Source organism: Clostridium sp. AF20-7 (genome assembly GCF_003479275.1).
Classification (GTDB): Bacteria; Bacillota; Clostridia; order Lachnospirales; family Lachnospiraceae; genus Otoolea; species Otoolea fessa.
Map to the genome: position 1 here is coordinate 127,407 of NZ_QUGF01000001.1, position 25,746 is coordinate 153,152.

General features: G+C 44.0%; 23 protein-coding genes. 21 read left to right on the top strand and 2 right to left on the bottom strand.

Features of this window, described 5'->3' with window-relative positions:
• Positions 1 to 63: 63 nt before the first annotated feature.
• From DWX68_RS00635 to DWX68_RS00695, 12 genes are all read left to right on the top strand, one after another.
• Entirely contained in the window at positions 64 to 1,236 is a 1,173-nt protein-coding gene (locus DWX68_RS00635; RefSeq protein WP_118628378.1) for an ATP phosphoribosyltransferase regulatory subunit, read from the top strand.
• The gene (gene hisG, locus DWX68_RS00640) at positions 1,230 to 1,946 is read left to right on the top strand and encodes an ATP phosphoribosyltransferase (RefSeq protein ID WP_118628379.1); all 717 of its coding nucleotides are present in this window, start codon (positions 1,230 to 1,232) and stop codon (positions 1,944 to 1,946) included. Before DWX68_RS00635 ends, hisG begins: the two co-directional genes overlap by 7 nt.
• A 6-nt stretch (positions 1,947 to 1,952) precedes the next feature.
• Positions 1,953 to 3,068 carry a histidinol-phosphate transaminase gene (hisC, locus tag DWX68_RS00645; protein ID WP_118626958.1) on the top strand — a complete coding sequence of 372 codons (1,116 nt, stop codon included), beginning with the start codon at positions 1,953 to 1,955 and terminating at the stop codon, positions 3,066 to 3,068.
• Between the two features lie 109 nt (positions 3,069 to 3,177).
• The gene (gene hisB / locus DWX68_RS00650) at positions 3,178 to 3,774 is read left to right on the top strand and encodes an imidazoleglycerol-phosphate dehydratase HisB (RefSeq protein ID WP_118493391.1); all 597 of its coding nucleotides are present in this window, start codon (positions 3,178 to 3,180) and stop codon (positions 3,772 to 3,774) included.
• Between the two features lie 108 nt (positions 3,775 to 3,882).
• Entirely contained in the window at positions 3,883 to 4,500 is a 618-nt protein-coding gene (gene hisH, locus DWX68_RS00655) for an imidazole glycerol phosphate synthase subunit HisH (RefSeq protein ID WP_022360499.1), read from the top strand.
• Positions 4,501 to 4,578: 78 nt separating this feature from the next.
• Positions 4,579 to 5,289: a 1-(5-phosphoribosyl)-5-[(5-phosphoribosylamino)methylideneamino]imidazole-4-carboxamide isomerase gene (gene hisA / locus DWX68_RS00660; protein WP_118628380.1), complete on the top strand. Its 711-nt coding sequence runs from the start codon at positions 4,579 to 4,581 to the stop codon at positions 5,287 to 5,289.
• Positions 5,290 to 5,373: 84 nt separating this feature from the next.
• Entirely contained in the window at positions 5,374 to 6,132 is a 759-nt protein-coding gene (gene hisF / locus DWX68_RS00665) for an imidazole glycerol phosphate synthase subunit HisF (RefSeq protein ID WP_118628381.1), read from the top strand.
• Between the two features lie 365 nt (positions 6,133 to 6,497).
• Positions 6,498 to 7,184, top strand: a complete 687-nt coding sequence (gene hisIE, locus DWX68_RS00675) for a bifunctional phosphoribosyl-AMP cyclohydrolase/phosphoribosyl-ATP diphosphatase HisIE (RefSeq protein ID WP_118628383.1) — start codon at positions 6,498 to 6,500, stop codon at positions 7,182 to 7,184.
• A gap of 414 nt (positions 7,185 to 7,598) precedes the next feature.
• Positions 7,599 to 8,375 carry a hypothetical protein gene (locus DWX68_RS00685; RefSeq protein WP_118628385.1) on the top strand — a complete coding sequence of 259 codons (777 nt, stop codon included), beginning with the start codon at positions 7,599 to 7,601 and terminating at the stop codon, positions 8,373 to 8,375.
• 154 nt (positions 8,376 to 8,529) lie between these two features.
• Positions 8,530 to 8,655 carry a hypothetical protein gene (locus DWX68_RS14990; protein ID WP_270224331.1) on the top strand — a complete coding sequence of 42 codons (126 nt, stop codon included), beginning with the start codon at positions 8,530 to 8,532 and terminating at the stop codon, positions 8,653 to 8,655.
• A gap of 311 nt (positions 8,656 to 8,966) precedes the next feature.
• The gene (locus tag DWX68_RS00690) at positions 8,967 to 10,010 is read left to right on the top strand and encodes an ATP-binding protein (RefSeq protein WP_347475151.1); all 1,044 of its coding nucleotides are present in this window, start codon (positions 8,967 to 8,969) and stop codon (positions 10,008 to 10,010) included.
• Positions 10,011 to 10,162: 152 nt separating this feature from the next.
• Entirely contained in the window at positions 10,163 to 10,756 is a 594-nt protein-coding gene (locus DWX68_RS00695) for a YHYH domain-containing protein (RefSeq protein WP_118628386.1), read from the top strand.
• 137 nt (positions 10,757 to 10,893) lie between these two features.
• Here the strand turns inward: DWX68_RS00695 and DWX68_RS14995 are convergent, their stop codons facing one another.
• A complete protein-coding gene (locus DWX68_RS14995) occupies positions 10,894 to 11,016 on the bottom strand; it encodes a hypothetical protein (protein ID WP_279220389.1) in 123 nt (40 codons plus the stop codon).
• A gap of 155 nt (positions 11,017 to 11,171) precedes the next feature.
• On the bottom strand, positions 11,172 to 15,935 hold the full coding sequence (locus DWX68_RS00700; protein ID WP_147354930.1) for a hypothetical protein: 4,764 nt from the start codon (positions 15,933 to 15,935) through the stop codon (positions 11,172 to 11,174).
• A 113-nt stretch (positions 15,936 to 16,048) separates the two neighbouring features.
• Here DWX68_RS00700 and DWX68_RS00710 point away from each other — a divergent pair, with 113 nt between their 5' ends.
• From DWX68_RS00710 to DWX68_RS00750, 9 genes are all read left to right on the top strand, one after another.
• Positions 16,049 to 16,357, top strand: coding sequence for a type II toxin-antitoxin system HicB family antitoxin (locus tag DWX68_RS00710; protein WP_243027432.1), 309 nt, complete (start codon positions 16,049 to 16,051; stop codon positions 16,355 to 16,357).
• Positions 16,347 to 16,535 carry a hypothetical protein gene (locus DWX68_RS00715; RefSeq protein ID WP_117796560.1) on the top strand — a complete coding sequence of 63 codons (189 nt, stop codon included), beginning with the start codon at positions 16,347 to 16,349 and terminating at the stop codon, positions 16,533 to 16,535. The genes DWX68_RS00710 and DWX68_RS00715 overlap by 11 nt, the downstream gene beginning before the upstream one ends.
• A 363-nt stretch (positions 16,536 to 16,898) precedes the next feature.
• Positions 16,899 to 17,411 carry a transcription termination/antitermination NusG family protein gene (locus DWX68_RS00720; protein ID WP_118482501.1) on the top strand — a complete coding sequence of 171 codons (513 nt, stop codon included), beginning with the start codon at positions 16,899 to 16,901 and terminating at the stop codon, positions 17,409 to 17,411.
• A 25-nt stretch (positions 17,412 to 17,436) separates the two neighbouring features.
• The gene (locus DWX68_RS00725) at positions 17,437 to 18,783 is read left to right on the top strand and encodes an exopolysaccharide biosynthesis polyprenyl glycosylphosphotransferase (RefSeq protein ID WP_118468912.1); all 1,347 of its coding nucleotides are present in this window, start codon (positions 17,437 to 17,439) and stop codon (positions 18,781 to 18,783) included.
• A 32-nt stretch (positions 18,784 to 18,815) separates the two neighbouring features.
• Entirely contained in the window at positions 18,816 to 19,763 is a 948-nt protein-coding gene (locus DWX68_RS00730) for a DUF4422 domain-containing protein (RefSeq protein WP_118628390.1), read from the top strand.
• A gap of 28 nt (positions 19,764 to 19,791) precedes the next feature.
• A complete protein-coding gene (locus DWX68_RS00735; RefSeq protein WP_118628391.1) occupies positions 19,792 to 20,580 on the top strand; it encodes an ABC transporter permease in 789 nt (262 codons plus the stop codon).
• Between the two features lie 9 nt (positions 20,581 to 20,589).
• Positions 20,590 to 21,351 carry an ABC transporter ATP-binding protein gene (locus tag DWX68_RS00740; protein ID WP_118471628.1) on the top strand — a complete coding sequence of 254 codons (762 nt, stop codon included), beginning with the start codon at positions 20,590 to 20,592 and terminating at the stop codon, positions 21,349 to 21,351.
• 41 nt (positions 21,352 to 21,392) lie between these two features.
• Positions 21,393 to 23,282 (top strand): DUF4422 domain-containing protein, encoded by a 1,890-nt coding sequence (locus DWX68_RS00745; protein ID WP_118628392.1) that lies wholly within the window; start codon positions 21,393 to 21,395, stop codon positions 23,280 to 23,282.
• A gap of 51 nt (positions 23,283 to 23,333) precedes the next feature.
• Positions 23,334 to 25,736, top strand: coding sequence for a glycosyltransferase (locus DWX68_RS00750; RefSeq protein WP_118628393.1), 2,403 nt, complete (start codon positions 23,334 to 23,336; stop codon positions 25,734 to 25,736).
• Positions 25,737 to 25,746: the final 10 nt, after the last annotated feature.

Sequence of the window (25,746 nt, forward strand, 5' to 3'; positions counted from 1 at the left end):
TGATTGTCCGGCGGATTTTGTTGAGCCGGGGCGGTTGCGGCGGCAGTTGAGAGGAGATAGAGCATGAATTTAGAGATTCAGAGCCTTCGGAGGGCGGAGGTGGCGACGCTTCGCCTGAGAGGTCTTTATGAGAGCTATGGATACCGCAAGTACCGGATGGGGCGGTTTGAGGAATATAGTTTGTATGCAGCGAATAAAAGTTTCCTGCTGGGGGAAAATGTGCCGACATTTACGGATCTGGACGGACGCCTGATGGCTCTCAAGCCGGACGTGACGCTGAGTATCGCGAAGAACACCAAGGCAGATAAAAATACGTGCGAGAAGGTCTATTATCTGGAGAGTGTGTACCGTGAGAGCAAGGAAAGCCACACTTACAAAGAGATCAGCCAGATGGGACTGGAGTGCATGGGCGGCGTGGATGACTGCGTGATCGCGGAGGTGCTGGCGCTGGCGCTCAAGAGTCTGGCGGATTTTGAGACGGACTATGTGCTCAAGATTTCCAACATGGATTTCGTGGTGGGACTGATGGAAGAGCTTCCGGTCAATGCCGATCAGAAAGATATCATTTTAGGGCTGATCCGGACGAAAAACCGCAGCGGGCTGGAAAAGCTGTGCGCGGATCTGGCACTGCCGGAGGGCGATACAGAGAAATTGTTGAAGGTTTCCGGGCTGTACGGAGAGTTTGGGCGGGTGCTGGCAGAGGCAGGTGCGATCGCGGATACGCCGAAAATGAAAGAGGCGGTTGCCCTGTTATCCCGCCTGTATGAGGTTCTGGAGGCGATGGGACTGGGCGGACAGCTTGACAAGGTGCGCCTGGATTTCTCGATGATCAATGACATTGAGTATTATAACGGCATCATTTTCCAGGGATTCTTAGACGGGCTGGCACGCCAGGTGCTTTCCGGCGGTCAGTACGATGGCATGATGGCGAAGCTCGGAAAGAAAGCCGATGCCATCGGATTTGCCATCTATCTGAAAGAGCTGGAGCGCCTGCCGGAGAAGAGTATCCGCTATGATGTCGATGCACTGGTGCTTTATGAGCCGGGCGTCGATGTGGTGCGCCTGTGCCAGGCGGTTGAAAGCCTGCGACGTCAGGGACTGCGCGTGCGGGTGGAGAAAACGGTGCCGGAGGATCTGCGTTACTGTTATCTGTACCGATATGATGGACGCCTTTCCCTGGAAGAGGATCGGGAAACGGCCTTTCAGGAGAGCGGAAAGGAGGGCGTGAGATGTTAAACATAGCACTGCCAAAAGGAAGACTGGGCGATCAGGTGTATGAGCTTCTGGCGTCGGTCGGATATGACTGCAAGAGTATTTACGACGAAAATAGAAAGCTGGTGTTTGAAAATCCGAAAACGGGTGTCCGCTACCTGCTTGTCAAGCCGAGTGATGTGGCAATCTACGTCGAACACCACGCGGCAGATGTCGGAATCGTCGGAAAAGACATTCTGATGGAGAGCAACCCGGATGTATATGAGCTTCTGGATCTGGGACTTGGAAAATGCCGGATGTGCGTGGCCGGAAAAGAGGATTACGTCGAGGACAAGGATCGCCCGGTGCGCGTGGCAACGAAATTTACGAATATTGCGAAAGAGCATTACGCGAAGCTGGGACGCGATATTGATATTATCAAATTAAACGGAAGCATCGAGCTGGCGCCGATTCTGGGGCTTTCGGATGTCATCGTGGATATTGTCGAGTCGGGTAGCACAATCCGTGAAAATCACTTGAAAGTGCTGGAAGAGTTCCTGCCGATCAGCGCTCGTTTCATCGCCAACAAGAGCAGCTTTGAGTTCAAGAACCAGCAGATCACCGAGATGGCGGAGAAGCTGAAGGGCGCGGTGGAAGAACACCAGAAGAAGAAAGAACAGGAAAAGAAGGAAAAAGCAGAGAAAGAGAAACAGGCAGCAAACGAAGCAGCCGCAGAGGACAAAAAGGAGGCGTAGGCAGATATGAGCCGTTTTTTGAGCAAAGCAAGCGAATCACTTCTTCCGTACACACCGGGCGAGCAGCCACAGGGACGGAAATTTATCAAGCTGAACACCAATGAATGCCCGTATCCACCGAGCCCGAAGGTTGCGGAGGCGATTCTGGCGGGGTATGAGGAAAATTCTTCTAAAATTATGCCGCTGGAACTTGCAAATTTACGCCTTTATTCGGATCCGGAAGAGCGCATCCTCATCGAGGCGATCGCCGACCACTACGGCGTGGGAACAAACCAGGTCATCGCGGGCAATGGTTCCGACGAGATTTTAGGTTTTGCATTCCGGGCATTCTGCGACCAGAACGCGCCGCTTCAGTTCGCGGATCTGACGTATGGCTTTTATCCGGCACTCTGCGGGCTCTATGGAATCCCGTTCAAGGTAGTTCCGCTGGAGGAAGATTTTACCTTAAATATCGAACCGTATAAAAATTGCGGAAATAATGTGATCATCGCCAATCCAAACGCTCCGACAGGCATGAACCTGCCGCTTTCTGCGATTGAGGAAGTAGCGGCGTCCAACCCGGACCGCGTTGTGATGGTGGATGAGGCGTATGTGGATTTCGGCGGCGAATCGTGTGTATCATTGCTTCCGAAATACGAAAATCTGGTGATTATCCAGACCTTTTCCAAATCCCGCAGCTTAGCCGGCGCGCGCGTCGGATTTGCGATCGCAAACCCGGAACTTATCGCGGATATGAACCGGATCAAATACAGTTTTAACCCGTATAACGTCAACCGCCTGTCGATTCTGGCTGGCGCGGCGGCGATGCGCGACTGGGACTACACGAAAGAATGTACCGGGCGCATCTGCAAAACGCGTGAAAAAACGACCGAGGCGCTCCGGGCACTTGGATTTACTGTGCTGGATTCGAAGACCAACTTCATTTTTGCCAAGAGCGGCGATATGCCGGGAAAAGTCTATTTTGACGGACTGCGCGAGGCAGGAATCCTGGTAAGACGCTGGGACAGCGAGCGGATCAAAGATTACGTCCGCATTTCCATCGGATCCGAGGAAGAGATGGAAACGTTTGTTGAGGAGACGAAGAAGCTGGTGGAAGCGGCGAGAAGTGCAGTTGTAAGATAGGCTGGAATTCAATAGGTTCACGCATTTACTGTAGGAACCGTATGAAAATGCTGGCAGCATGGTTTTTGTAGATGGGGCAGCTGTGAATAAGAAAGGAAGGCTGGCAGAAATGTCAAGAGAACGCAAGATTTCATTAGAACGAAACACGGCAGAGACGAAAATCAGCCTGTCGATTGATTTAGATGGAACGGGAAAATATCAGGTCGATACGGGCTGCGGATTTTTAAACCATATGCTGGAGCTCTTTGCCAGACATGGACGGTTTGACCTCACATTGAAATGTGACGGAGATACGCAGGTCGATTACCATCATACGACAGAGGACATCGGAATTGCCCTGGGACAGGCAATTTTAGAGGCGCTGGGCGACAAAAAGGGCATCCGCCGCTATGGAAGCTTCCTGCTTCCGATGGATGAAACACTGGTGATGACGGCCCTCGATTTAAGCGGACGCTCCTATCTGGTCATGGATGTGGAGATTCCGACCGAAAAAGTGGGCGATTTTGATACCGAGCTTGTAAAGGAATTTATGATTGCACTGTCCTCCAACAGCCGGATGACGCTGCATTTTAAAATGTTCCACGGCGAAAACAGCCACCATATCATCGAGGCGATGTTCAAGGGACTGGGACGCGCGCTCGGCGAGGCGGTGTCGATTGACGAGAAGTACCGGGACGAGATTCCATCGACAAAAGGGGTATTATGATCTAAGATAAAAGTAAGTATAACAAATCTATTTAATGGGTTTATAATGATTCAGCAGGTTCCTGCGTTGACTGCGGGAACATACATGAATTGATATAGGAGGCTGCAAATGATAACAATTATTGACTACGGCGTGGGAAACCTGTTTTCCCTCAGTTCCTCCCTCAGTTATCTGGGACTGGAAAATAAAGTCAGCCGCGATCCGGAAGATTTAAGAAAAGCGGATCACATCATTTTACCGGGCGTCGGCGCGTATGGCGATGCGATTGCGAAACTGCGCGGATCCGGAATGGCAGAGCCGCTGCTGGATGAAGCAAAAGCAGGCAAACCGATCATGGGAATCTGCCTCGGAATGCAGCTTCTCTTTGATAAAAGCTATGAATACGGCGAGCATCAGGGTCTGGGATTGATTCCGGGCGTGATGGCAGACTTAAAAGAAGACATTCCGGCAAACCTAAAAGTGCCGCACATGGGCTGGAACAGCCTGCATCTGACGGAAAAAGGAAAGAAACATCCACTGTTTAAATACAGCAAAGAGGGCGATTACGTCTACTTTGTCCACAGCTTCTATGGAAAAGATTGTGATGAGAGTCTGCTGGCAACCTCGGAGTACGGCATTCCGGTCACGGCGTCCGCGGCAAATGAAAATGTCATGGGCTGCCAGTTCCATCCGGAGAAGAGCGGGGAAGTGGGACTGCGGATTCTGAAGGCGTTTTCGGAGATATAATTAATAGAAAAACAAGAAAGGTAACTGTTTTTTCAGGCTTGTAGATTGGATTTAAACAGTTATGGAGAGGAAACGGACATGGAGCTATTTCCGGCGATTGATTTGCGGGACGGCAAGGCGGTGCGCCTGGTGCAAGGCGATTATAACCAGATGACAGTATTCAGCGACCGGCCGGAAGAGGTGGCGCTGGGATTCAAGGAGCAGGGCGCGAAAAACCTGCATGTGGTCGATCTGGACGGCGCGAAAGACGCGGCGCTGGCAAATTTTGACACGATAGAGAAGCTGATTAAGACAACGGGATTATTTGTAGAAGTCGGCGGCGGCATCCGCAACGAGGCATCCATCGACAAATACCTGTCGCTCGGAGCCGGACGCGTGATTCTCGGCACGGTGGCGGTCACAAATTATCCATTTGTCGAAGAAATGGTCCGCAAATACGGCGATAAAATTGCAGTCGGTGTGGACGCGAAGGACGGTTTTGTGGCGACTCACGGGTGGCTTGAGACGAGCGAGGTAAGAGGCGTTGACTTCTGCCGCCGCCTGCGCGATACGGGAGTGAAAACGGTCATTTACACCGATATTTCCCGCGATGGAAAGATGCAGGGAACGAACCTGGAGCTTTATAAAGAATTATCGCAGATTGAAGGGCTGGATATCGTGGCGTCCGGTGGAATCAGCAGCCTCAAGGAGATTGAGATCTTGAAAAAAGAGGTGTATGGTGCGATTTTAGGAAAAGCGCTGTATCTGGGTGCGATTGATTTAAAGGAAGCACTGAAATATTCCGTTTAGGAGAAGCGTCGTATAAAAAGCGGAAAAAAAATCATTCGAATCATTCGAATGAATAATCAGAAAAAGAAATCAGGAGGGAACGGCATGATTTCAAAACGTATTATTCCGTGTCTGGATGTAAAGAACGGGCGTGTCGTGAAAGGCGTCAACTTCGAGGGAATCCAGGATGTGGCGGATCCGGTCGAGATGGCAGAATTTTACAACCAGAGTGGCGCGGACGAGCTGGTATTTTATGATATTACGGCAAGTGTAGAAGGAAGAAAAATCTTTACCGACATCCTGACTGAGGCGGCAAAAAGGGTTTTCATCCCGCTGACGGTCGGCGGCGGCATCAGCACGCTGGATGATTTCGACCGCGTTTTAAAATGCGGCGCGGACAAGGTCAGCGTCAACAGCGGCGCGATCAAAAATCCGGAGCTTATTACCGAGGCGGCACACCGCTACGGCGATCAGTGTGTGGTGCTTTCGATGGATGTCAAACGTGTTGGAGACGAATACCACGTATTTAAGCAGGGCGGGCGTGTCGATACAGGCATTGATGCGCTGGAATGGGCAGAATCCGGCGTCAGACGCGGCGCAGGCGAGCTGGTGGTCAACAGTATAGATACGGACGGTGTGAAGCAGGGATTTGATATTCCGATGCTTTTGGAGATCGCGAAGTGTGTCGATGTGCCGATTATTGCATCGGGAGGCGCGGGAAAGAAAGAAGATTTTTTAGACCTCTTCCAGTATCCGCAGATCGACGCGGGACTGGCAGCAAGCATTTTCCATCGGAAAGAAGTGAATATTAAGGAATTGAAACAGTATCTGGCGGAGAATGGGGTGGAGATGCGGTTGATCTAAATCATCCTAAATTGCGAAGGGAGTGAGAAGTTTGAGGGCGGTGCTTTTTCGTGAGAGGGACGGAAAACAGGCATCCAGAAACTTCCGAAAAACGCTTTCGCTCTTGCGCCTACGCAGCGGTGCTAAGTTCGAAAAGACCTCACTAAGCACCGGCGTATGCGATGTTTTCTACAGTTTTTGGATGCCTGTTCTCCTGTGGATCACGAAGGAGAGCGTCGGCGCTGCGCTGACCGTACGAAAACGTGGGCCAGCAGGCAAAAATCCCATTGCCGTAGGCAATTTTAATGGAATTTTGCGCGTGACTGTGAAGGTACTGAACAGTTACGATGTAATTAAAATTTTATGTGGTAAGGCAGGATAAAAATATGAGTGAGAATATCAACGAGATTGCAGGCGTAGAGCCGTCGTTTAAGATTGATGAGTTAAAGTTTAATGAGAAAGGTCTGATTCCGGCGATTGTGCAGGACCATTATAGCAAGAAGGTTCTGATGATGGCTTGGATGAATAGGGAGAGTCTGGAGATCAGCCTTCGGGAGAAGAAAACGTGTTTTTACAGCCGCAGCCGTCAGGAGCTCTGGAGAAAGGGTGAGACGAGCGGGAATGTGCAGCATATTTCCAGTATTTATGCGGACTGCGATAAGGACACCTTGATTGTCGAGGTAGTCAAGGAAGGTCCGGCGTGCCATACGGGCGCGGAGAGCTGCTTCTTTGATCCGGTTTACCAGAACGAGGAGATTACGCCGTTTTCCTATGAGGGACTTTACGACCTCATTATGGGACGTAAGACGAATCCGAAGGAAGGAAGCTACACCACCTACCTGTTCGACAAAGGTCTGGACAAGATTCTGAAAAAGGTCGGCGAGGAATGCACCGAAGTTATCATCGCGGCAGCGAAGAAAGACAAGGACGAAACGATCTACGAGCTGGCAGACCTGTGTTATCATGCCATGGTTCTGATGGCAGACGCGGGCATCAGCGTAGAGGATGTGACGAAAGAGCTGGCGAAGCGGCATGTGGTGGATCATAAGGTGAAGCAGGAGTATATGCGGTAGAAAGCTCTTTTAAGTTTTTGGAGAGTGACGAATATAGTAGAAGGTAAGAATGGGCTATTGCGGATGCAGGTGTTTGCAATAGCCTATTTTTATACGAAAATTATATATATTAAGTGTATGGAATGCCTGGAGAATCAGGTTAAAAATAGGAGTGCAGAAGGAAAAAATGAAATTTGTGAAACAGCAAATGACAACAGATGCTGTTTCGCAAAATATAAGAAAAATAATATGGTCCTTTTTAATGATATGTGCACTCAATTTTAAATTTACAATGTAAAAAACATAGTTTTTACGAGAATGGACGTAAATAAGAATCAAATTTTGAGCACATTGAGAATCAAATTAAGTTTAAGTCTTAACGAAGTGGATGGTAGATGCTATACTAGACGTGGATTTAAGGAGGGAGATTCTCAGATGGCACAGTCGGCTGAAAAAAATATAAAGGAAAGAAGTTCACTGTATCCCATGTTTTCTATTAAAGAAATTGTGGATTTCATTAATGAAATTGTAAAAATCGGTGGAAAGCGTGTATCTATCAATACTGTTGCAAGTGTTCTTGGATTTAGCGTGAAGACAAATTCCTTTCGGGCAAAGATTAGTACTGCAAAGCAGTTTGGATTGATTCGAGGTTCAAATGGAGCGGTTGAACTGACAGAACTTGCCAAGCGGATTGTCTATCCGGTTAATGAATTAGATACCAGACGCGCTATCGTAGAAAGCTTTTTATCGGCTCCGCTATATCGTAAGATCGTGGAAAGATATGAAAACCAGGCCCTTCCTAGTCAAGATAAGCTTAGTAATATACTTCTTTTAGAATACAATCTAACGAAAAGCGCTAAGGATATTGCCGCTGCGAAATTCATTGAAAATGCAGAGCAGGTAGGAATACTGAAAAACGGCATTATTCTTTTGGAATCAGATGAGAATGATATTGACTCCTTTGAGGATGAAAGTTCTTCTAAAGATTCTAAAGAGGTTAGTGAAAATAGTACCGCTGAATCCAAAGAGGAAGTTCTGACGTCGATGGAGCCGTCGGCGTATTGTTTTACAATACCAACACTTTCTGGTTCTGTGGCAAAGGTTATCATTCCCCAGAATGTGACCGAAAAAGATTTAGATTTCATCACACTTTACATTGAAAACATGTTACCCACTTTTATTTCCAACTTAAAAGAAGAGTTGGAAAAATAAAAGCAGACCACCCATAGGTGTTCTGCCTCTTGAATCTGTGTTGCAGCACAAATTCTGCCGACGAGTATGCCGGGATACGTATTTACATTTTTAAATGTATCATACTTTGTCGGGGATTTCAAGAGGAACCTTCAAAAAAGGAGGTGACCGCCTTATGGATAAGGAATATGTCTTAGTATATACTCCATATATTACTCGTAAGGGCGTGCGCATCTGGGCTTCACAATATGGCCTCAAGGTGTTCTGCCTGCGAATCCCTCGCGAAAAGTATCGCGGCTAATTGATGATCAAGATTCTATTCCGGCATAGAATCTTGATTTTTTTTGTAATTGAGAGAGACGGATAGAGTAATTATGAAACATAAAATCAATAAAATAACGGAAAAATCACAAAAATGTTGATATAAAAATCAGAAATTTGTATATTATATAAAAAGAAGGTACAAAACATGTTGGTGCAATTTAAAATGAAAAACGTTCTTTCCTTTAAAGAAGAAACGATTTTTGATATGACAGCAATCAGCGCTTATAAAGAGCACCGTCGAACCTGATTGATATAGATACCAAGGAAAAATTCCTGCGGGTAGCAGCTATTTATGGCGCCAATGCCAGCGGAAAGTCCAATTTCGTGTGGGCACTACAGCTTTTTCGGCGGATTGTTTCCCAATCTTTGAACAATGTTGATGACGGAGCTGAGTCCGTACTCAAAAAATGCAGTAAACCATTTTCTTTTGAAGAGAACAAAGGTAATTCAGAATTTGAGATTGTACAGATTCTGCGGGACGAGGAGTATCAGTATGGGTTTGAGTACAATTCTGAGAAGATCGTGATGGAATGGCTGTACAGAAAGAGTTTAAAGACAAACCGTAAAGTGACGATTTTTGAGAGGACGATGCAAAAAGTAAATTTAGGGGTGTCCGTTAGAAAAGAATGTGAAGCTTATAAAGATCAAATTCCACCAGAGACATTATTGTTATCTTTCTTTAATAAGCTCAAGTTAAAAACAGATATTTTTAAAACGGTTTATTCAGGAATTACAGATGTACTGGTTTTTATGTCGGATGACTATGAAGATACAAGGTTTTTAGATGCTCTTTTACCTAAGGTAATTGATGGAAAAAAGGAAAAGTTATTAGAGTTTCTTACCGCAATAGATATTGGAATAAAGGATATTACTTATAAAGAAAAAGAAACGCTGTTTTTTACATTTCATAAAGGGGCGGATGGGGAATTATATCCTTTGAATTTATACGATGAGTCAGAAGGTACAATCAAGAGTATCATGCTTTTTATCCATGCACATATGCCAATTATCAATGATTATGTACTGGTGATGGATGAGCTAAATGTAAAATTACATCCATTGTTGTTAAAATTTTTTATTGATTTATTTTATGATAACAATTCAATGGCTCAGCTGATTTATACTACACATGATACGACATTAATGGATAAAAAATTCTTCCGAAGGGACCAGATTTGGTTTGTACAGAAAGACGAGCTGGGACATTCGGAATTATGTGCGCTTTCGGACTTTAAGGTGCGTTCCGATGCATCATTTGAAAAGGATTATCTGGCGGGGGTATATGGAGGAATTCCATTTCTTAAGGAGTTTTCCTTGAAAGAAGGTGAGTAAGAAGAGTATGTGTCAGCTGTGTAATGGCAACCGCATGGTTTTATAAGGCAGAATTAGTGCGGTATTATGGCAATTTTCTTGTGTTTTCTGTATGGAAATGTTACAATTAAATTGGAGAGCATTTCATTTTACAGTTACAAGGGGGAGTTATTATGAAACGTTTTAAAAAGTTTGGAACCGCGCTTTTATCCTGTATGATGCTGACGGCATCTTTCACAACAGTCTCAAATATGACGATGATTACAGCTGAGGCGCATCAGGGACGAACCGATGCACAAGGCGGTCATCATGACTACAAGAATAAGAGCGGTCTGGGAAGTTATCATTATCATTGTGGCGGCCATGAGGCACATCTTCATCCAAATGGAGTCTGCCCGTATAAGAATGGGGCTGTTTCGAATGGAAATACGTCCGGTCAGACGCAGACTCAGACACAGGCACAGTCCGCAGGTAATCAGAATCAGGTAGCGGAACAGATGAACATGTATCAGCCGGTGTTTGATGCAAATTATTATTATATGAATAATCCAGATTTGCAGTCGGTCATTGGCTTGGATTCGCAAAAGTTATTTGAGCATTTTTATACGTGTGGTATGGTAGAAGGACGCAGGGCATCGGAGAATTTCGATGTCAGTGTATATAAGGCAAATAACCCGGATTTGGCGGCAGTGTTTGGAGACGATTTGAAGGCTTACTATACACATTATGTGCAGAGTGGGCAGTTGGAGAACCGGGTTTGCAAATAAAAATAGGTGATGGAAGAGAAAAGCCATGCGGTTGTGTAATAAAGCCGCATGGCTTTCTATTTTCGCTTTTCTAAAACCAACTTCCGCATCCTTTGTTTCATGGAAGACCAAAACGGGGGCGGGAAAACTGTCCTGTTTTAGAGTTTAGAGAAATCTGAAAGCATATCTATAAAAGTTAAATGTCCTTGTTTCTTTTCAAAGTTATGCTTTCCGGTATGAAAAACATTTAAAGCATATATGGTTAAACCTATTTTTTTCATGGCATTGGCCTCCGAGGTAATATTTATAAATCTGTAATTTGTAAATGCTAACAAGCCAATTATAGAACTTATGTTCTGCAATGTCAACTGAGTTCGCTATCAGTCCGATATGTATTTCTAAGTAAATGTAGAATTTTGCCTTTGTACCCTTTATTTTAAATCAACTCCCGCAAGAAAAAAGCAATCTGCGATCCTCGATTTACCATATACTCCAGCACCGTCTGAGTCTTCAAAGCCAGTTCCACATCGTTCCTGAAATCCATGCGATGACGTGATACAAAAAGACCGACGTACTCTTCCATATAATACAAGGTTTGCTGATAAAGCGGTAACCGGCAGTCAGGATCACGCGTGACCAGTTTATACATCCAGTCGATTCCGTTTTCAATGTAAGGTTCCCGCCCAACGGTATAGAGCAGCCGGGAAATCGCATAGAACAGGGATTTGAGACTTCCTGATTTGTCGATAAAATCGTCAAAGAAAGCCGCTTTTCCTTCTGGAAGGAAGGCGCATCGGTGAACGCCGGATCTCCAGGGAGAATTGCCAAATAAATAGCTGATAATCACTTTGTCCAGTCCATACGGATGGCGGTCATCAAAAGAAACCTGTGGTTTGCTGCTTAATGCAAGAAGGTAAGGTTTCAGTAATTCCCATATATTCCAGAAAGCATCCGTTTTTCCACAGATATCTTGAATTCGAATAAGTTCGGTAATCAGATATTTTGAGTTATCATTCCGAATCAAATCTGCAGATTTGAAAAATGCATCGATCAGACCTGCCTGTTCTGCCTGCTCACAATGGAGCAGAACATCTGCCAGCCAGGAAACATAGTTTAATGTATATCCAGAAAGTTCCCTGCGTTCGGTGCGCAAATCCCTGTTATCTGTAAAAACAAGTTCCATGACAAGATCTTTCGTTGCATCCGCGAATTTAAATGCCTCTGCTGCTTGGGGAGAGATCAAGGAAAGAAGCGTGAAAATTGTTATATTCTGGAGCTTGGAAAAATCAAAGTCGGTTATATCAACTGAGTCTTTCGCAAGCGCACGGGCAATCACATCCTCATTCCGCTTGAAAAAGTCATCGCTGGAAAATGACTCATTTTTCAAAAGCGCGTCTTCATAAGAATCGGCGAGGAGTGAAAACAGATACAGGAAATGCCATGCAGCATTCTGGCTGTGCACCCAGATGGTTGACGCGATTCCGTTCACGATACGGCTGTTGTAACTCCAGTCATTCAGTGCCAATTTAAGAAGCAGGCACAGAGGATTTTCGTCATTTATGGCTTTTATATTATCTTCATTGCTTAAAAGAACCAGTCCAACGGCAATCGCATCGATTCCATTTCCAGCCTGAACGATTTCAAAGTGAGAAGCGTGTGCAAATAAATCAGCAATAGAGAAAATGATACATTCGCATAATGTCCGATCTTCATGTGACAATGTTTCCTTAAAATCCCGAAGTAAAACAGCACTGGTGTAAGATGCGATCGCGGTAAAGCGGTCCACGATCACAGATATATCGTCGGAAGAGAGTTCCTCATTGCGAACTTCAGCGTCCATATATGCCCAGATTTCGTTCAGCTCTGAGCAAATGGTGCGGACATTCTCATACTTTTTATATTCCCGGAATTTAACATCATGGTGGAATTTATAATCGCTCCATAACTGTAAATCCATATATTTCAGATGAGGTTCATAGGCGGCGGCGCTCTTCTGGCTTAATGCTTTCATGTCTTCTGTAAAATCAGGGAGAACCGTACAGAGTGTCTGCCCGTGCTCATTTTCCCGAACATCAACAATTTCCTGATAATGTCGTAAATCCATCCGGTAATAGGCAAATTTGTCATTGGATGACCAGGTATCGATATCGGCAGTCGCTCGGTCAATCGCTTGATAAAGTGTTTGTTTTCGGAAATTGAAGGCTTCTGTTGAAAGACCGCTGGAATTTGTTTGATACGATAAAATAACTTCTTCCAGACGTTTTTTCCTGAAAGGAAGCCGGTTACTTTCTAGCCGTTCTTTTTCAAGAAGATCTTTTCCGGTCAACAAAAAGGAAGCTGAGGATTCGGCGGTAAAGCGGTATGAATCCAGATGAAATAGTTCTTTTGTACGCAGAAGCTCACAGACAATCTCAAATAGTTTATCTGGATAAGCTTCTGCGGCGCTGACGATCACGGAAGTTAACATAACATTGCGGGACTTTTGCAGGATATAGCGGCAATAATTAACAACAATAAGAGTTTCTGAATGCTCGATAACCATAAGAAGCCATTTTTCAAACCCCATCAAGAGACTAATCAGAAGATTTGGACCAACCGAAGTTCCGCGGTACATTTTCCAGAGTCGGTCAGATGCAATTTGTTCTACAGGTATATCGTTTACATAAATAGTAATGTTTGTACATTCCCCATAATCCTCATTTAAAGATGAATGTGCGTAGGAATTACCAGCTTGATTGCAAAAATCAATTAACCAATCAGTTACAAGATTTTGTTCGGTTTGCAGCAATGGGATAATTGGTGTTGCATAAGCGCTTGCGGTTTGATACCAAAAGTCCAGATGAGGATTTAAACCGAAATCTTCTTCAACGTCAGGATGTGCGTAATGGGTACGAAGAGTCATATTAGAGCGAACCCACAATTTTGCCATCAGATGAAGCGTGGTTTCAGGTATTGCAGCTGGAACCATTCCATAATGATAAATATCCGATACAGCGCATTTTGCCAGATCCGTATACATACGGGGAAGCGGGGGATGGTTTTCATCGCCGGTTTTTTCATCTATTACCATTTGAAAAAGGGATTTTAAGGGTTCCTGAATCATCCATGCAGAATTTACCAATACATCCTGCAGCTTTTCTACCTGCCCTTTTTCAAAGGTATAACGCAGATCCTTGTCGTTGGCTATTTTTTGAAACAAAAATACTCCGATTTCTCCGGCCATGCGGGTATTTTCTGATTTAGCATGAGCGAGGTGTTTGGTCCAGGAATCCAGTACCTCGATGATGATAGAGATCAGGCTTTCATCCCAAAGAATAGTCTCTTTTTGCTCCAGCAAAAATGCAAACAAAGCTTGCCAGGCATAGCCGGATGGCTTGGAAAGGCGAAACGGAATCAGATTTCCAGTACTCCAGTATTGCTCCCAGTTCTCTGCGGCGCGGCAGCAGGTGTTGATTAAAATTACAAGTTTTCGTAACAGCTCATAGTTGTTTGCAGCCATCTTTTGTGTCAGCTTTTGATAAACTACTTTTAAAGATTCCGTGCTGATAACCGTTAAGAGAATCTCATCTTTCCATATCCGCTCTATCTGTTCGCAGTCGAGAAGGTGGAAAATAAGCTCCTGATGCGTTGGAACAGCGGCAAAATCAGCCAGCCATCCGCGAAATAGCTTTCGGATGCGGAGAGAAGGGTGGAAATCGGCAAAAAACCGCTCATTCAGGGTACCATGCCGGTAGCGTTCAGTAAAAATATGACCGACAACCAACTCTTCAAATACATCATGGCTGTGCAAATATCTTCTGGCATCGTCGCTTTGGAACAGCACGCCGCTTTTTTCCAGTTCAGAAAGTGCCTCGGAATCATCCTCTGCGAGAATCTCATGATAATAAATCTCATTTCGAAGCATTTTCGTGGTCAAAGAAATAAGGGCCGTTTCCCTTCTGGTTGGCAGATTGTCCTTCCGCTTCCGGCTGTTACGGATGATATCATTCCAGATCTTTTCCTCAAATGCCTCACGGTTCAAAGAACGCATCGATTCATCCTCAAGGTTTTCCAGAGCCAGATATAAGCCCAGATAGAAAGGCGCACAGAGCAGATCCAGTAACCGCTTATCCTGTGGCAGCTGAAAACCATAGGTATGGGATAGAGTGGACAGCTTATCTAGGTTAATTGGTTCGACCTGGTAGGTCTGAACCTTGCTGCCGTGTAATAGAGAGTTTTGAAAAGAATCCCGGTACGCGGTTCGGAGTGTCAGAATGATTTTCCATCCAGCTGCCATAAAGCGGTTCAGGATATCCTCAAACGTTTCCTGATATTCACAAACAAAAAACTTTTCGGCTGCATCGATATAGAGCACACGTGTGTCAGCCATTTTGTATACATCGATCACTTCATCCAAATTTAATTCGCCATAAGGGGTTAAAAAATTTAGGATATCATTCACATCCAGATCGGTACTTTTAAAAGCGAGGAATGCGCAGTCATTTGTAAGTCCATCCGTAAGTTGTTTTACCAGAGCCGATTTTCCGGAACCGGCAGCTCCGTCAATGAGCAAAATGACCGCATCAGAATTTAAAAACGAGTTAAGGTCTAGTTGGATATGTTCCAGAGTAATATCGTTTTCTCTATATCTTACGCTGGTGTGAATGTGATCAAATATCTCTCTTTTATGTTTTACAAGATTTTCACAGCAGGTCTGTACGGCAGAGTCCACCTGAAAAAACACATTGCGGCAAATGGTAAGCTGCTTATCCTGCATCAGCTGCGCTTCCAGGTTGCTGGGAACCCGCCAGACAAGCTCAATGCCAAGCTCTTCAGCGGCTGCTTCCACTTTTTTCTGATAGGAGGGCATGATATCGTCCTTTTTAGAACTGGGAGAAAACTCACGGCTGATATAAAAATAAAGCGTTGTAATACCTGGATATCTCTGTACGGCTCCCTTGACAGCACCGATCAGTTCCTGTTCTTTGGATGACATGGTAACACTGTCTGCATAGTATTTCGACTGGAAACCAATATAGCGATCGCCCACATGAATGGGATTTGTCTCAATATGGGGCTGGTTGAAGTAGCGGAAAATACCGTAGGGCTGCTGGAATTCATGGCAGAAGAGGTAGTAGGTAAGGGATTCGAAGGCGTGTTGGGGATTGGTGGAGTATTTGTAGTTAAATGCGTTCCAATTGACGGATGTTTGTGGGATCATGGGTGGGGACCTCCTTTGGGTGGTGTGATAAGGGTATTGTAGCATAGGGGGGAGGGGAAGGGAAATGGGAAAAGCGGAGATTTGATGGAGTTATTGAAGGAATCAATGATTATGTGGATTTTCAAACAAGTAATATTGCGGATGTAGAAAAAGAATTTCATTGTGCAGTTGACGATTACCTTATATTTTGCAGTGAAGTTGGAAAGGAACCGGAAAGGGAATATAAAGGCACTTTTAATGTCAGGATTAAGCCAGAATTACATAAAAAACTGGCTTTTAAAGCGTTAGAAGATGGCGATTCTTTAAATAAAGCGGTAGAAAACGCAATTGCTGTTTATTTATCGGATGGCAGAGCAAATGATATAAATAAAGATATAAAAAGAAGTTTATGTGTTAAAAAGGAGTATTGTAATGGCGGCTAATAAGAAAAATAATATTAATGTTGATAGACCAATAATTCAATCAAGTGGATACAATGGAAGTGAGCCTGTTCGTATTTGTCCGAATTGTAATAAGCCAAAACCAATCAGCGAATTTGGTTTCCGTAAAATGGGAAATGGTCAAATTAGAAACCAGTCCTGGTGCAAAGACTGTAGATAAAGCGGGGTGAAAACTCCGCTTTTATCTTATTAAATTAATTTAAGAATTTCCTAAACATTCCTTCCCACAAACTTCTATTGAATCCCCCCACAAACCGTAGTATAATAAACTAGACTTCGCATAGGCACAAATCCTCTAAAATCAGGGCGTGCCTATGCGGACGCATGAAAGCGCGTTAAGAGGCGCAGAATAAGAATCAAAAGCACGTGGAGTAAGCTGCCTGTGATCAATGTCATGGTCAGATGAAAGATGGAACATAGGATGGATCGAGATCGTATCCGGGCAGCCAGAAGGCGGCTCCGGGATGGCGAAGCATACCCATTGTGCACCTGAAAGCAGAGAAAATGCAAAGGAGAGTGCGATATGTGGTATGTGATCCAGACACAGACAGGCAGGGAACAGGAGCTGACAGAATGCATCGAACGCGTTTTGAAAGGAAATGGGTACCGCGCCTGTTTTGTGATTGAGCAGGAATGCGTCTGGCGCAATGCCGGGGAACTTTTGGAATACCAGAAACCGCTCTTTCCATCCTATGTTATCGCGGACACCGACACGCCGGAGGAATTCTTTCTGGCGTTAAAGCGGGTCCCGAAGCTTTCCAAACTCCTGCGGACAGACTGTGAATTCTGGGCGATCCGGGAGGAAGAGAAGAAACTGCTCTGCCAGATGATGGAGTTGGATGAATGTCTTGTCCGCCGCTCCTTTGTCACCCTTGACGAAGACGGCAACATCCTAACCGCCCAGGGACCATTATCCTTCTTCCTGGACAAGATTGTACGCAAGCGCATCCGTAAGCGGATCGTGACGGTGGAGGTTGAGCTTCTGGGAGAAAAGCGCAGGATAGAACTGGGAATCTGTCTGCCGGAAGATAAGTAAAAGAAAGGAACCAAAACACAAAAGCATGAATCAATTTGAGCAATACAAGCGCCTGATCAAGCTGGGATTTGCCCTGATATTGGTTGCGCTTCTGACAGGACTCTATGGCGTCATCTGGATTAACTGGTACAATAAGATCATCTGGGCGCCGTTCTTCCGCAGGGGTAACTGGATGATGATATTCATCTATGGACTCCTGCTTATTTTCTTTATGCAGCTGTACGGCGGATTTAAGATAGCGCTCCTGAAACGGGGCAATCTGATCTACTCGCAGATACTGGCGGTGGTAGTCACCAATATCATTACGTATTTCCAGATCAGCGTGCAGGATAAGAAATTCACGGCACCGGCGCCACTGGTGGTCAATCTGATAGGGGCGGTTGTCATCATCCTCGCGTGGACGATGACATTTCTCTGGCTGTACCGGGGCATGTTCCCGCCGAGAGAGCTGCTGCTGATCTCCGGCGATCACTCGGATTATCATTTGATTGAAAAAATGAATGCGCGGGAAGATAAATACATAATCAGCCAGATTGTCAGCTACCACGAAGGACCGGAACGCATCAAAGCGGAGATCGCCAAATACGACAGTGTGATTGTCGGAGATATACCGGCGCATGAGCGAAACTATATCATCAAATATTGTTTCGGCCAGAATATCCGGACATACAGCGTCCCGAAAATATCGGATATTTTACTTCGCAGTTCGGTGGAACTAAATCTGTTTGATTCGCCGCTGCTTTTATCGCGGAATAATCAGGGACTGCAGATTGAGCAGGAAATTATGAAACGGATCATCGACATCGTCGGATCACTCATCGGAATCGTTATCACGATTCCGATTTTTTTGATTGTAGGAATCTGTATTAAGATGACCGACGGCGGTCCGGTGATTTACCAGCAGACGCGCCTTACAAAAAACGGAAAGAAATTCCAGATATATAAATTTCGTACCATGGTGCAGAACGCGGAAGCAGATGGAAAGGCACGGCTGGCAAGCGAGGATGATCCGAGAATCCTGCCGATTGGCCGGATACTGCGGGCAACCCGCCTGGATGAGCTGCCGCAGATTTACAATATCTTAAAAGGTGATATGTCCATCGTAGGTCCGCGCCCGGAACGCCCAGAGCTGGCGGCAGAACTGGAAAAAGAGATACCGGAATTTTCCTTCCGCCTGCAAGTCAAAGCCGGTCTGACCGGCTACGCGCAGGTGTATGGAAAATATAACACGACCCCTTATGACAAGTTGAAACTGGACTTGACGTATATACGCAACTATTCAGTGCTGGAAGATCTGAAGCTGATTATCATGACGCCGAAGATTATGCTGATGAAGGAAAGTACGGAAGGAGTCAAAGAAGAACAGCAATAACGGAATAAAAAGCTATAAACAGGAAATAAGACATGGAAAAACAACCAGATATACGCATTTTTATTGCCTGCCATAAGCCGACCTATGTACCGGAAAATCCAATTTTTTATCCGGTACAGGTGGGAACGGCGTTGATGGAAAAACGTCTGGAACATATGGCATATCGAGATAATGAGGGCGATAATATATCCGGGAAAAATCCGGATTACTGTGAATTGACGGCACAGTATTGGGCTTGGAAAAATATAGACTGCGACTATTATGGATTCTTTCATTACCGCCGCTATCTGACATTTCACAGGGTCTGCCCCGTGATGGCGAGTGGACGAATCCTTGGAAAACGCCAGCATCCGTATATAGAGCTGGATTCCATCTGGGACGATCTGACACCATATTGGATGGAAGCCGAGTGGATGGTACAACAGATCGCGAAATACGATCTTTTGACCGTTTACCGGGAGCGGATCAATACGACGGTATACCGCCAGTACTGCCAGTATCATGAAGCAGAAGAACTGAATCATATGCTGGAGATTGTAAACCGGGTTTACCCGGAATATACAGATTCGGCAAAGGCATATATGAGTTCCAAAGATATCTATTATATGAATATGTATATCATGAAAAAAGAGCTGTTCCATACCTATATGGAATGGCTTTTTACACTTTTAGATACATTCGAGCAGGAGAGAAAAGAGATAAACAAACCGCAGGAACCAAGGCTGTATGGCTATCTTGCGGAGCGGTTGTTTGGTATCTTTTACTTTTACCAGAGGAAGAAAGGCATACAATGTGCCGAGCTTCCTTATCTTAAATTCTATCATACTGAACCGGGAAAGGAGGAAGAAGTATCGAATATACGGGAGTTTCGTTTAAAACCGACCAACTTAAAAATTAAAATAGATATGCGTAAGTTAAACCGTCTGTTTCCGGCAGGAAGTTTCCGGCGGGTATTGCTGCGCGGTTTTTTTTTGAAATAAAAGCAAAATCGAAGAAAGAGGAAAAGATATGAATTTGTTCTTAAAACGACTGGGCGGATTTTACAAATACCGCTTCCTGATGCAGCAGCTTGTCACAAAAGACATCAAGCTGAAATACCGCCGGAGCTTTCTGGGGTATCTTTGGAGTATTCTGAATCCGCTGATGGTTATGGTTATCATGGTAATTGTATTCTCCAATATGTTCCGATCGGATATTACCAATTTCCCGGTATACCTGATTATCGGACAGACTCTTTATAACTTTATGAGTGAATCAACCACACAGGCGATCTTTTCCATCATTGGAAATGCGTCCCTGCTAAAAAAAACGTATGTACCGAAATATGTATTTACCGTCTCCAAAATCACAAGTTCCTTTGTAAATATGATATTTGCTCTGGGGGCACTTATTATCGTATTTATCGTGTGCCGGGTAGTCCCGAATGTATTCTTCCTGTTCATTCCGGTGATTCTTTTGCAGGAATATCTGTTCTGCCTGGGACTGGGAATGCTGTTAGCACAGGGATGTGTATTCTTCCGTGATATCCAGCATATTTACAATGCAGTACTGACCGCATGGATGTACCTGACCCCATTATTTTATCCGATCACCCTGCTTCCGGAGGCACTGCGGAAACTGGTTATGACCCTGAATCCGATGTACTTCTATATCACGCAGTTCAGACAGATCGTTCTGGAATGCCGGATGCCAGATTCGTATCTGATCATCGCCGGATTCGTGGCAGCAGGTATCGCACTTCTGGTCGGAGTGGGCGCGTTCTTAAAGACGCAGGATAAATTTATCTTATATATCTAGGAGGCAGAAATGGCATCGGACAAAGATACAATCATAAAAGTAACCAATGCGGCGGTCCGTTTCAATATGGCTTCCGAGCGCATCGATAACTTAAAAGAATATTTTGTAAAACTAATCAAACGGGAGCTCATGTTTCAGGAATTCATGGCTCTGAAAGATATCAATTTTGAAGTAAAACGCGGGGAAGCATGGGGCCTCATCGGAACCAATGGTTCCGGAAAATCAACCCTGTTAAAACTGATCTGCGGCATCCTGAAGCCGTACCGGGGCACGGTAGAGGTAAAGGGAAGTATCGCACCCTTGATCGAGCTGGGCGCCGGATTCGACGGCGAACTGACGGCGACGGAAAACATCTATCTGAATGGCGCCGTTCTCGGTTACAGCAAAGAATTCATGGATGCACACTACGATGAGATCGTCGAATTTGCAGAACTCAAAGACTTCATGAATATGCCGATCAAGAACTACTCCTCCGGTATGGCAGCCCGTCTGGGATTTGCTATCGCCACGATCGTGCAGCCGGAGATCCTGATCGTCGATGAGGTGCTGGCCGTCGGAGATGCGGCATTCCAGGAAAAATGCCAGGAGCGCATGCATCATATGCTGGAAAATGGAACGACACTTCTCTTTGTCTCCCATACGATGGCAACCGTGCGTCAGCTCTGCGACCATGCAATCTGGCTGAACAAGGGAAATGTGGTTATGCAGGGCGAGGCAGAGAGCGTCTGCGATGCTTATATGGAAAGCCTGAATCTGCCGGAAAACGCATAAAAATCCCGCAAAATGCTGTAGATGAAAGGAATGTAATATACATGGAAAAACAAGCAGGACAGAACCCGGATATCCGGATCTACGTGGTCTGCCACAAACCGGCCTATGTGCCGGAAAACCCATATTTATACCCGATTCAGGTAGGAACGGCACTCTCCGGAAAAAAACTTCCGGGGATGCTGCATGACGATGAGGGAGACAATATTTCCGAACGGAATAAGACATACTGTGAGCTGACGGCACAGTATTGGGCATGGAAAAACGAAGAGGCGGATTACTATGGATTTTTCCATTACCGCCGCTATCTGGCATTTGATCCGTCTCTGAACAAAGACGATGGATGGGGGAATATTGCCTATGACCGCATCTCAGAAGAAGCGATCGAGGAAATGAAACTTCAGCCGGAGATTATGCGCGATCTGATCACAAAATATGACGTGATCAGCGTCCGCGGACGCCGGTATCCGCGCATTAAGACAGAAGGAAAAACGATGGATGTATACCATGAATATGGCATGGTTCCTTTCCAGCACCGGAAAGATCTCGACATTACCCTGCAGATTTTGAAAGAAAAATATCCGGCGTTTGCACAGACAGCAGATTCGTATATGCAGTCCGAAAACGCCCATGAGTGCAATATGTTCATCATGAAAAAAGAGATCTATAAAGACTACTGTGCATGGCTCTTTGACATCCTTTTTGAGACAGAAAAGCGGATCGACAGTACCTGGTACAGCGTGGAAGAATACCGGGTGATGGGATATCTGGCAGAACGCCTTTGCGGCATCTACTATGAGTGGCTGAAAACCCAGCCGGGAATCCGGGCGGGAGAATTGCCGAAAACCCTGTTCAAAGAGACAGCGCCGAAAGCGGTTCTGGAGCCGGTTTATCCGGCAGGCGTGCCGATCGTGCTGTCTGCCAACGATAAATTTTCACCGTATCTTGACATCATGATCCGCTCGGTGATTGTGAATGCCTCACCGGAGAGAGAGTATGACATCATTATTCTGTACAACGACATTTCTGAGAAAAATCAGCATCTGATTTCCATGGCAGCCAGGGACAAACAGAATATATCGATTCGTTTCATCCGAGTATGTGAATACTTCGATGCGGGCAAATTATTTGTCGATCAGCACTTGTCCGTAGAGACATATTACCGCCTGATCATCCCGGAAATCATGCCGAATTATCACAAGATTCTCTACCTGGACTGTGATATGGTAGCCGATCATGACGTAGCAGAACTGTATGATTTCGACCTGAACGGAGCTGTGATCGGGGCAGCAAAAGACATCGATGTGGCAGGACAGCTGAATCTGAACCAGAACAACTGGCAGACCTATGCGACCGAGATATTGGGTCTGGATAGCCCGTATGACTATTTCCAGGCAGGTGTCCTGATTCTTGATCTGGACGGACTCCGCAGGACGATGAGTTCAGAAGATATGATTCAGATGGCACTGACCCATTCCTATCGCTGTCACGATCAGGATATCCTGAACATCGTGTGCAAAAACAAAGTAACTTACCTGCCACAGCAGTGGAACACGCTGATGGACTGGCAGGAGATTGGACGCAGCCGTATGGACATTCTCAAGATGGCGCCGAGACAGCTCTATGAAGCATACACACAGGCGAGAAAACGCCCGTATCTGATCCATTTCGCTGGATACCAGAAACCTTGGGATGTGGTGGACTGTGATTTTGCGGAATATTTCTGGGAGTATGCGAAGCTGTCGCCGTATTATCCGATGATCCTGAGAAAAACGAAACGATGCCTGATGGATGAGAGAGAAGCGGAACTGTCAAGAATCGCAAGGATGGAGCAGAACGCGGGCATCCGGAAGATTGCCAATAAGGTGCTGCCGATTGGGAGTCGGAGGAGAGAACTTATAAAATATTTAATACAGATGAGAAAAAATGCTTAATATATAAAGCATTGAATTAAACACAAGTGAGAGGATACTAAGAAAAATACAATGTTGAGAAACGGAAAAAATAAACCTAAGATTTCTATTATTGTGCCGGTTTATAATGTGGAGCAGTATTTGGAGGAATGCCTTCATAGTTTAATACAGCAAACATTAATAGAAATAGAAATAATTTGCGTAGATGATTGTTCAAGTGATAATAGTGGAAATATTATAGATTCTTATGCCATTAAGGATCCAAGAATAAAACCGATACATTTGAAAAAAAATTGCGGGACAAGTTGTGCGAGAAAAAATGGGGTTATGCAAGCACAAGGCAGTTATATTATGTTTTGTGATGCGGACGATATGTATAAATCTAATGCATGCCAACGAATTTGGGAAGAAATGTCGGCAAATCCCGTTGACATATTACAATTCGGAACGGATGTCCGGTATGGAAAAACGTATACAAATTTGGAGAAGCAAAATCTTAAGAACGTTTTAAAACCTTATTGCAAGCAGTATTCTGGTGATTTATGCAAAGCCTGTTTTAAAGATAAAAATTGGAGCTTTACTTTGTGGAATAAAGCATATAATTCTGCAGTATGTAAAAAAGCATTTTTAGAAATTGACGATAAATATATTGTTGTTGCAGAAGATTTATATGCTTTTTTTTATATTAGCTTTTATGCTTCAAGATATAGAGGTATCGATGATAAATTATATATTTATAATTTTGGAATTGGAATTACTAATAATGAAAGATTCAGTTTGAAACAATTTCAAAAACAGTGTACAAGATTAGATGTTGTACATGGGTTAAATGCTTTTTCAGAAAAAAAGTTAGGTCAAAATCAAAAGGAAATTATTCAGGGTATAAATAATAGTATAATCGATGATGCTATATATCAATGGTATTATTGTCTTTCCATTTCAGATGCAAAAGAAGGATATAATTTATTAATTGAAAAATTAGGAATTAGTACAGTAATATCCAATATGGCTAAACAATACTGGGAGAAAAGTGAGGAATTGTTATCTCGTTTAACAGCAAGAGATAGGGAAATTCCAATTGGAAAAAAAGCAAAAAATATTGGTGTATATTACCATAGAATGAGAAATGGAGGAGTAGAAAAAGTCCTTTCTAAATTGCTATTTGTATGGAAAGAATTGGGCTACAATATAGTACTATTTACTGATGAGGAAGCAACTTCGGATGATTATGAGGTGCCAGAAAATTTGCCAAGAATTATATTGCCAAAATATACGAATTCTCAAGGAGAAAGGTATAAGAAAAGGGCAAATTATTGGGAAAGTATGATAAAAAAATATGAGATAGATACAATGCTATATCACTCATGTACATGCTGTGTTTTATTGTGGGATGTATGTTTGATTAAAGGTCTTAGATGTAATTTAGTTATAGAAACACATTCTATGTTTTGTGGTTCTATGTGGTATGATATTAAGTTTTCAAGTTATCTTCCACGAATTTATCGTATGGTTGATCGAGTTGTTTCCTTATCACAAGTTGATGTTGAATTTTGGAAAAATTATGCGCCCACTTATTTTATTCCTAACCCGATTGATTGTATCTCAAGAAAAAATATATCTAATAACTACAATTCACAAAATATAATTTGGGTTGGTCGCTTGGCTGAAGAAAAGAATCCATATGCAATTTTAGAGGCTTTTTCAATTGTACATAATGAATTACCATCAGCTACTTTAACAATTGTTGGAGATAATGATGATCCTTCTTGGATGCGTGGCTTGCAGGAACGAGCTAATCATTTGAATATTGAACAGAACGTCGAATTTTGCGGATATGAATTGGAAATAGGAGAATATTATCAAATGGCATCAATTTTTGCTATGACATCTTTAAGTGAAAGCTTCTCAATGGTATTAGCAGAAAGTAAGGAGTATGGGTTGCCAGCTGTGATGTTTGAATTACCAAATTTGGAACTTACAAGAGATAATAAAGGAATAATAGTCGTTCCGCAAGGTGATGTTTTGGCACTGGCTGATGGGATTATAAAATTATTGAAAGACGATTCTTTAAGAAAACAAATGGGAGAAGAGGCTAGAGAAAGTCTGGAAAATTTTATGTCATTTGATATAAAAAAAGCTTGGAAAAACTTATTAGATACTTTTGGAACATCGATAGATTATAATCTGAATCAAAATTTAACTTTGATGTTAGATATGCTTTTTGAAAACATATCTCGAGGAGCAAAACGTTTAGAAGTAGACACACCAAACTGTGAGTTTACAAATGCTAATAAATATGAAGAAATCCTTAAACGCCATGAGGAGGTTATAAACCGTCATAATGAATCTATTAATCATCAGTGGGAAATCCAAAAATGGCACGAAGAAAGAATTAAACGCTTAGAAAGTGAGCGTTCAATATTTGTTAAATGTAAAAGTAAGTTGATTAAGTTGTTAAAAAATCATAATGCGTAAAAAATGAAGA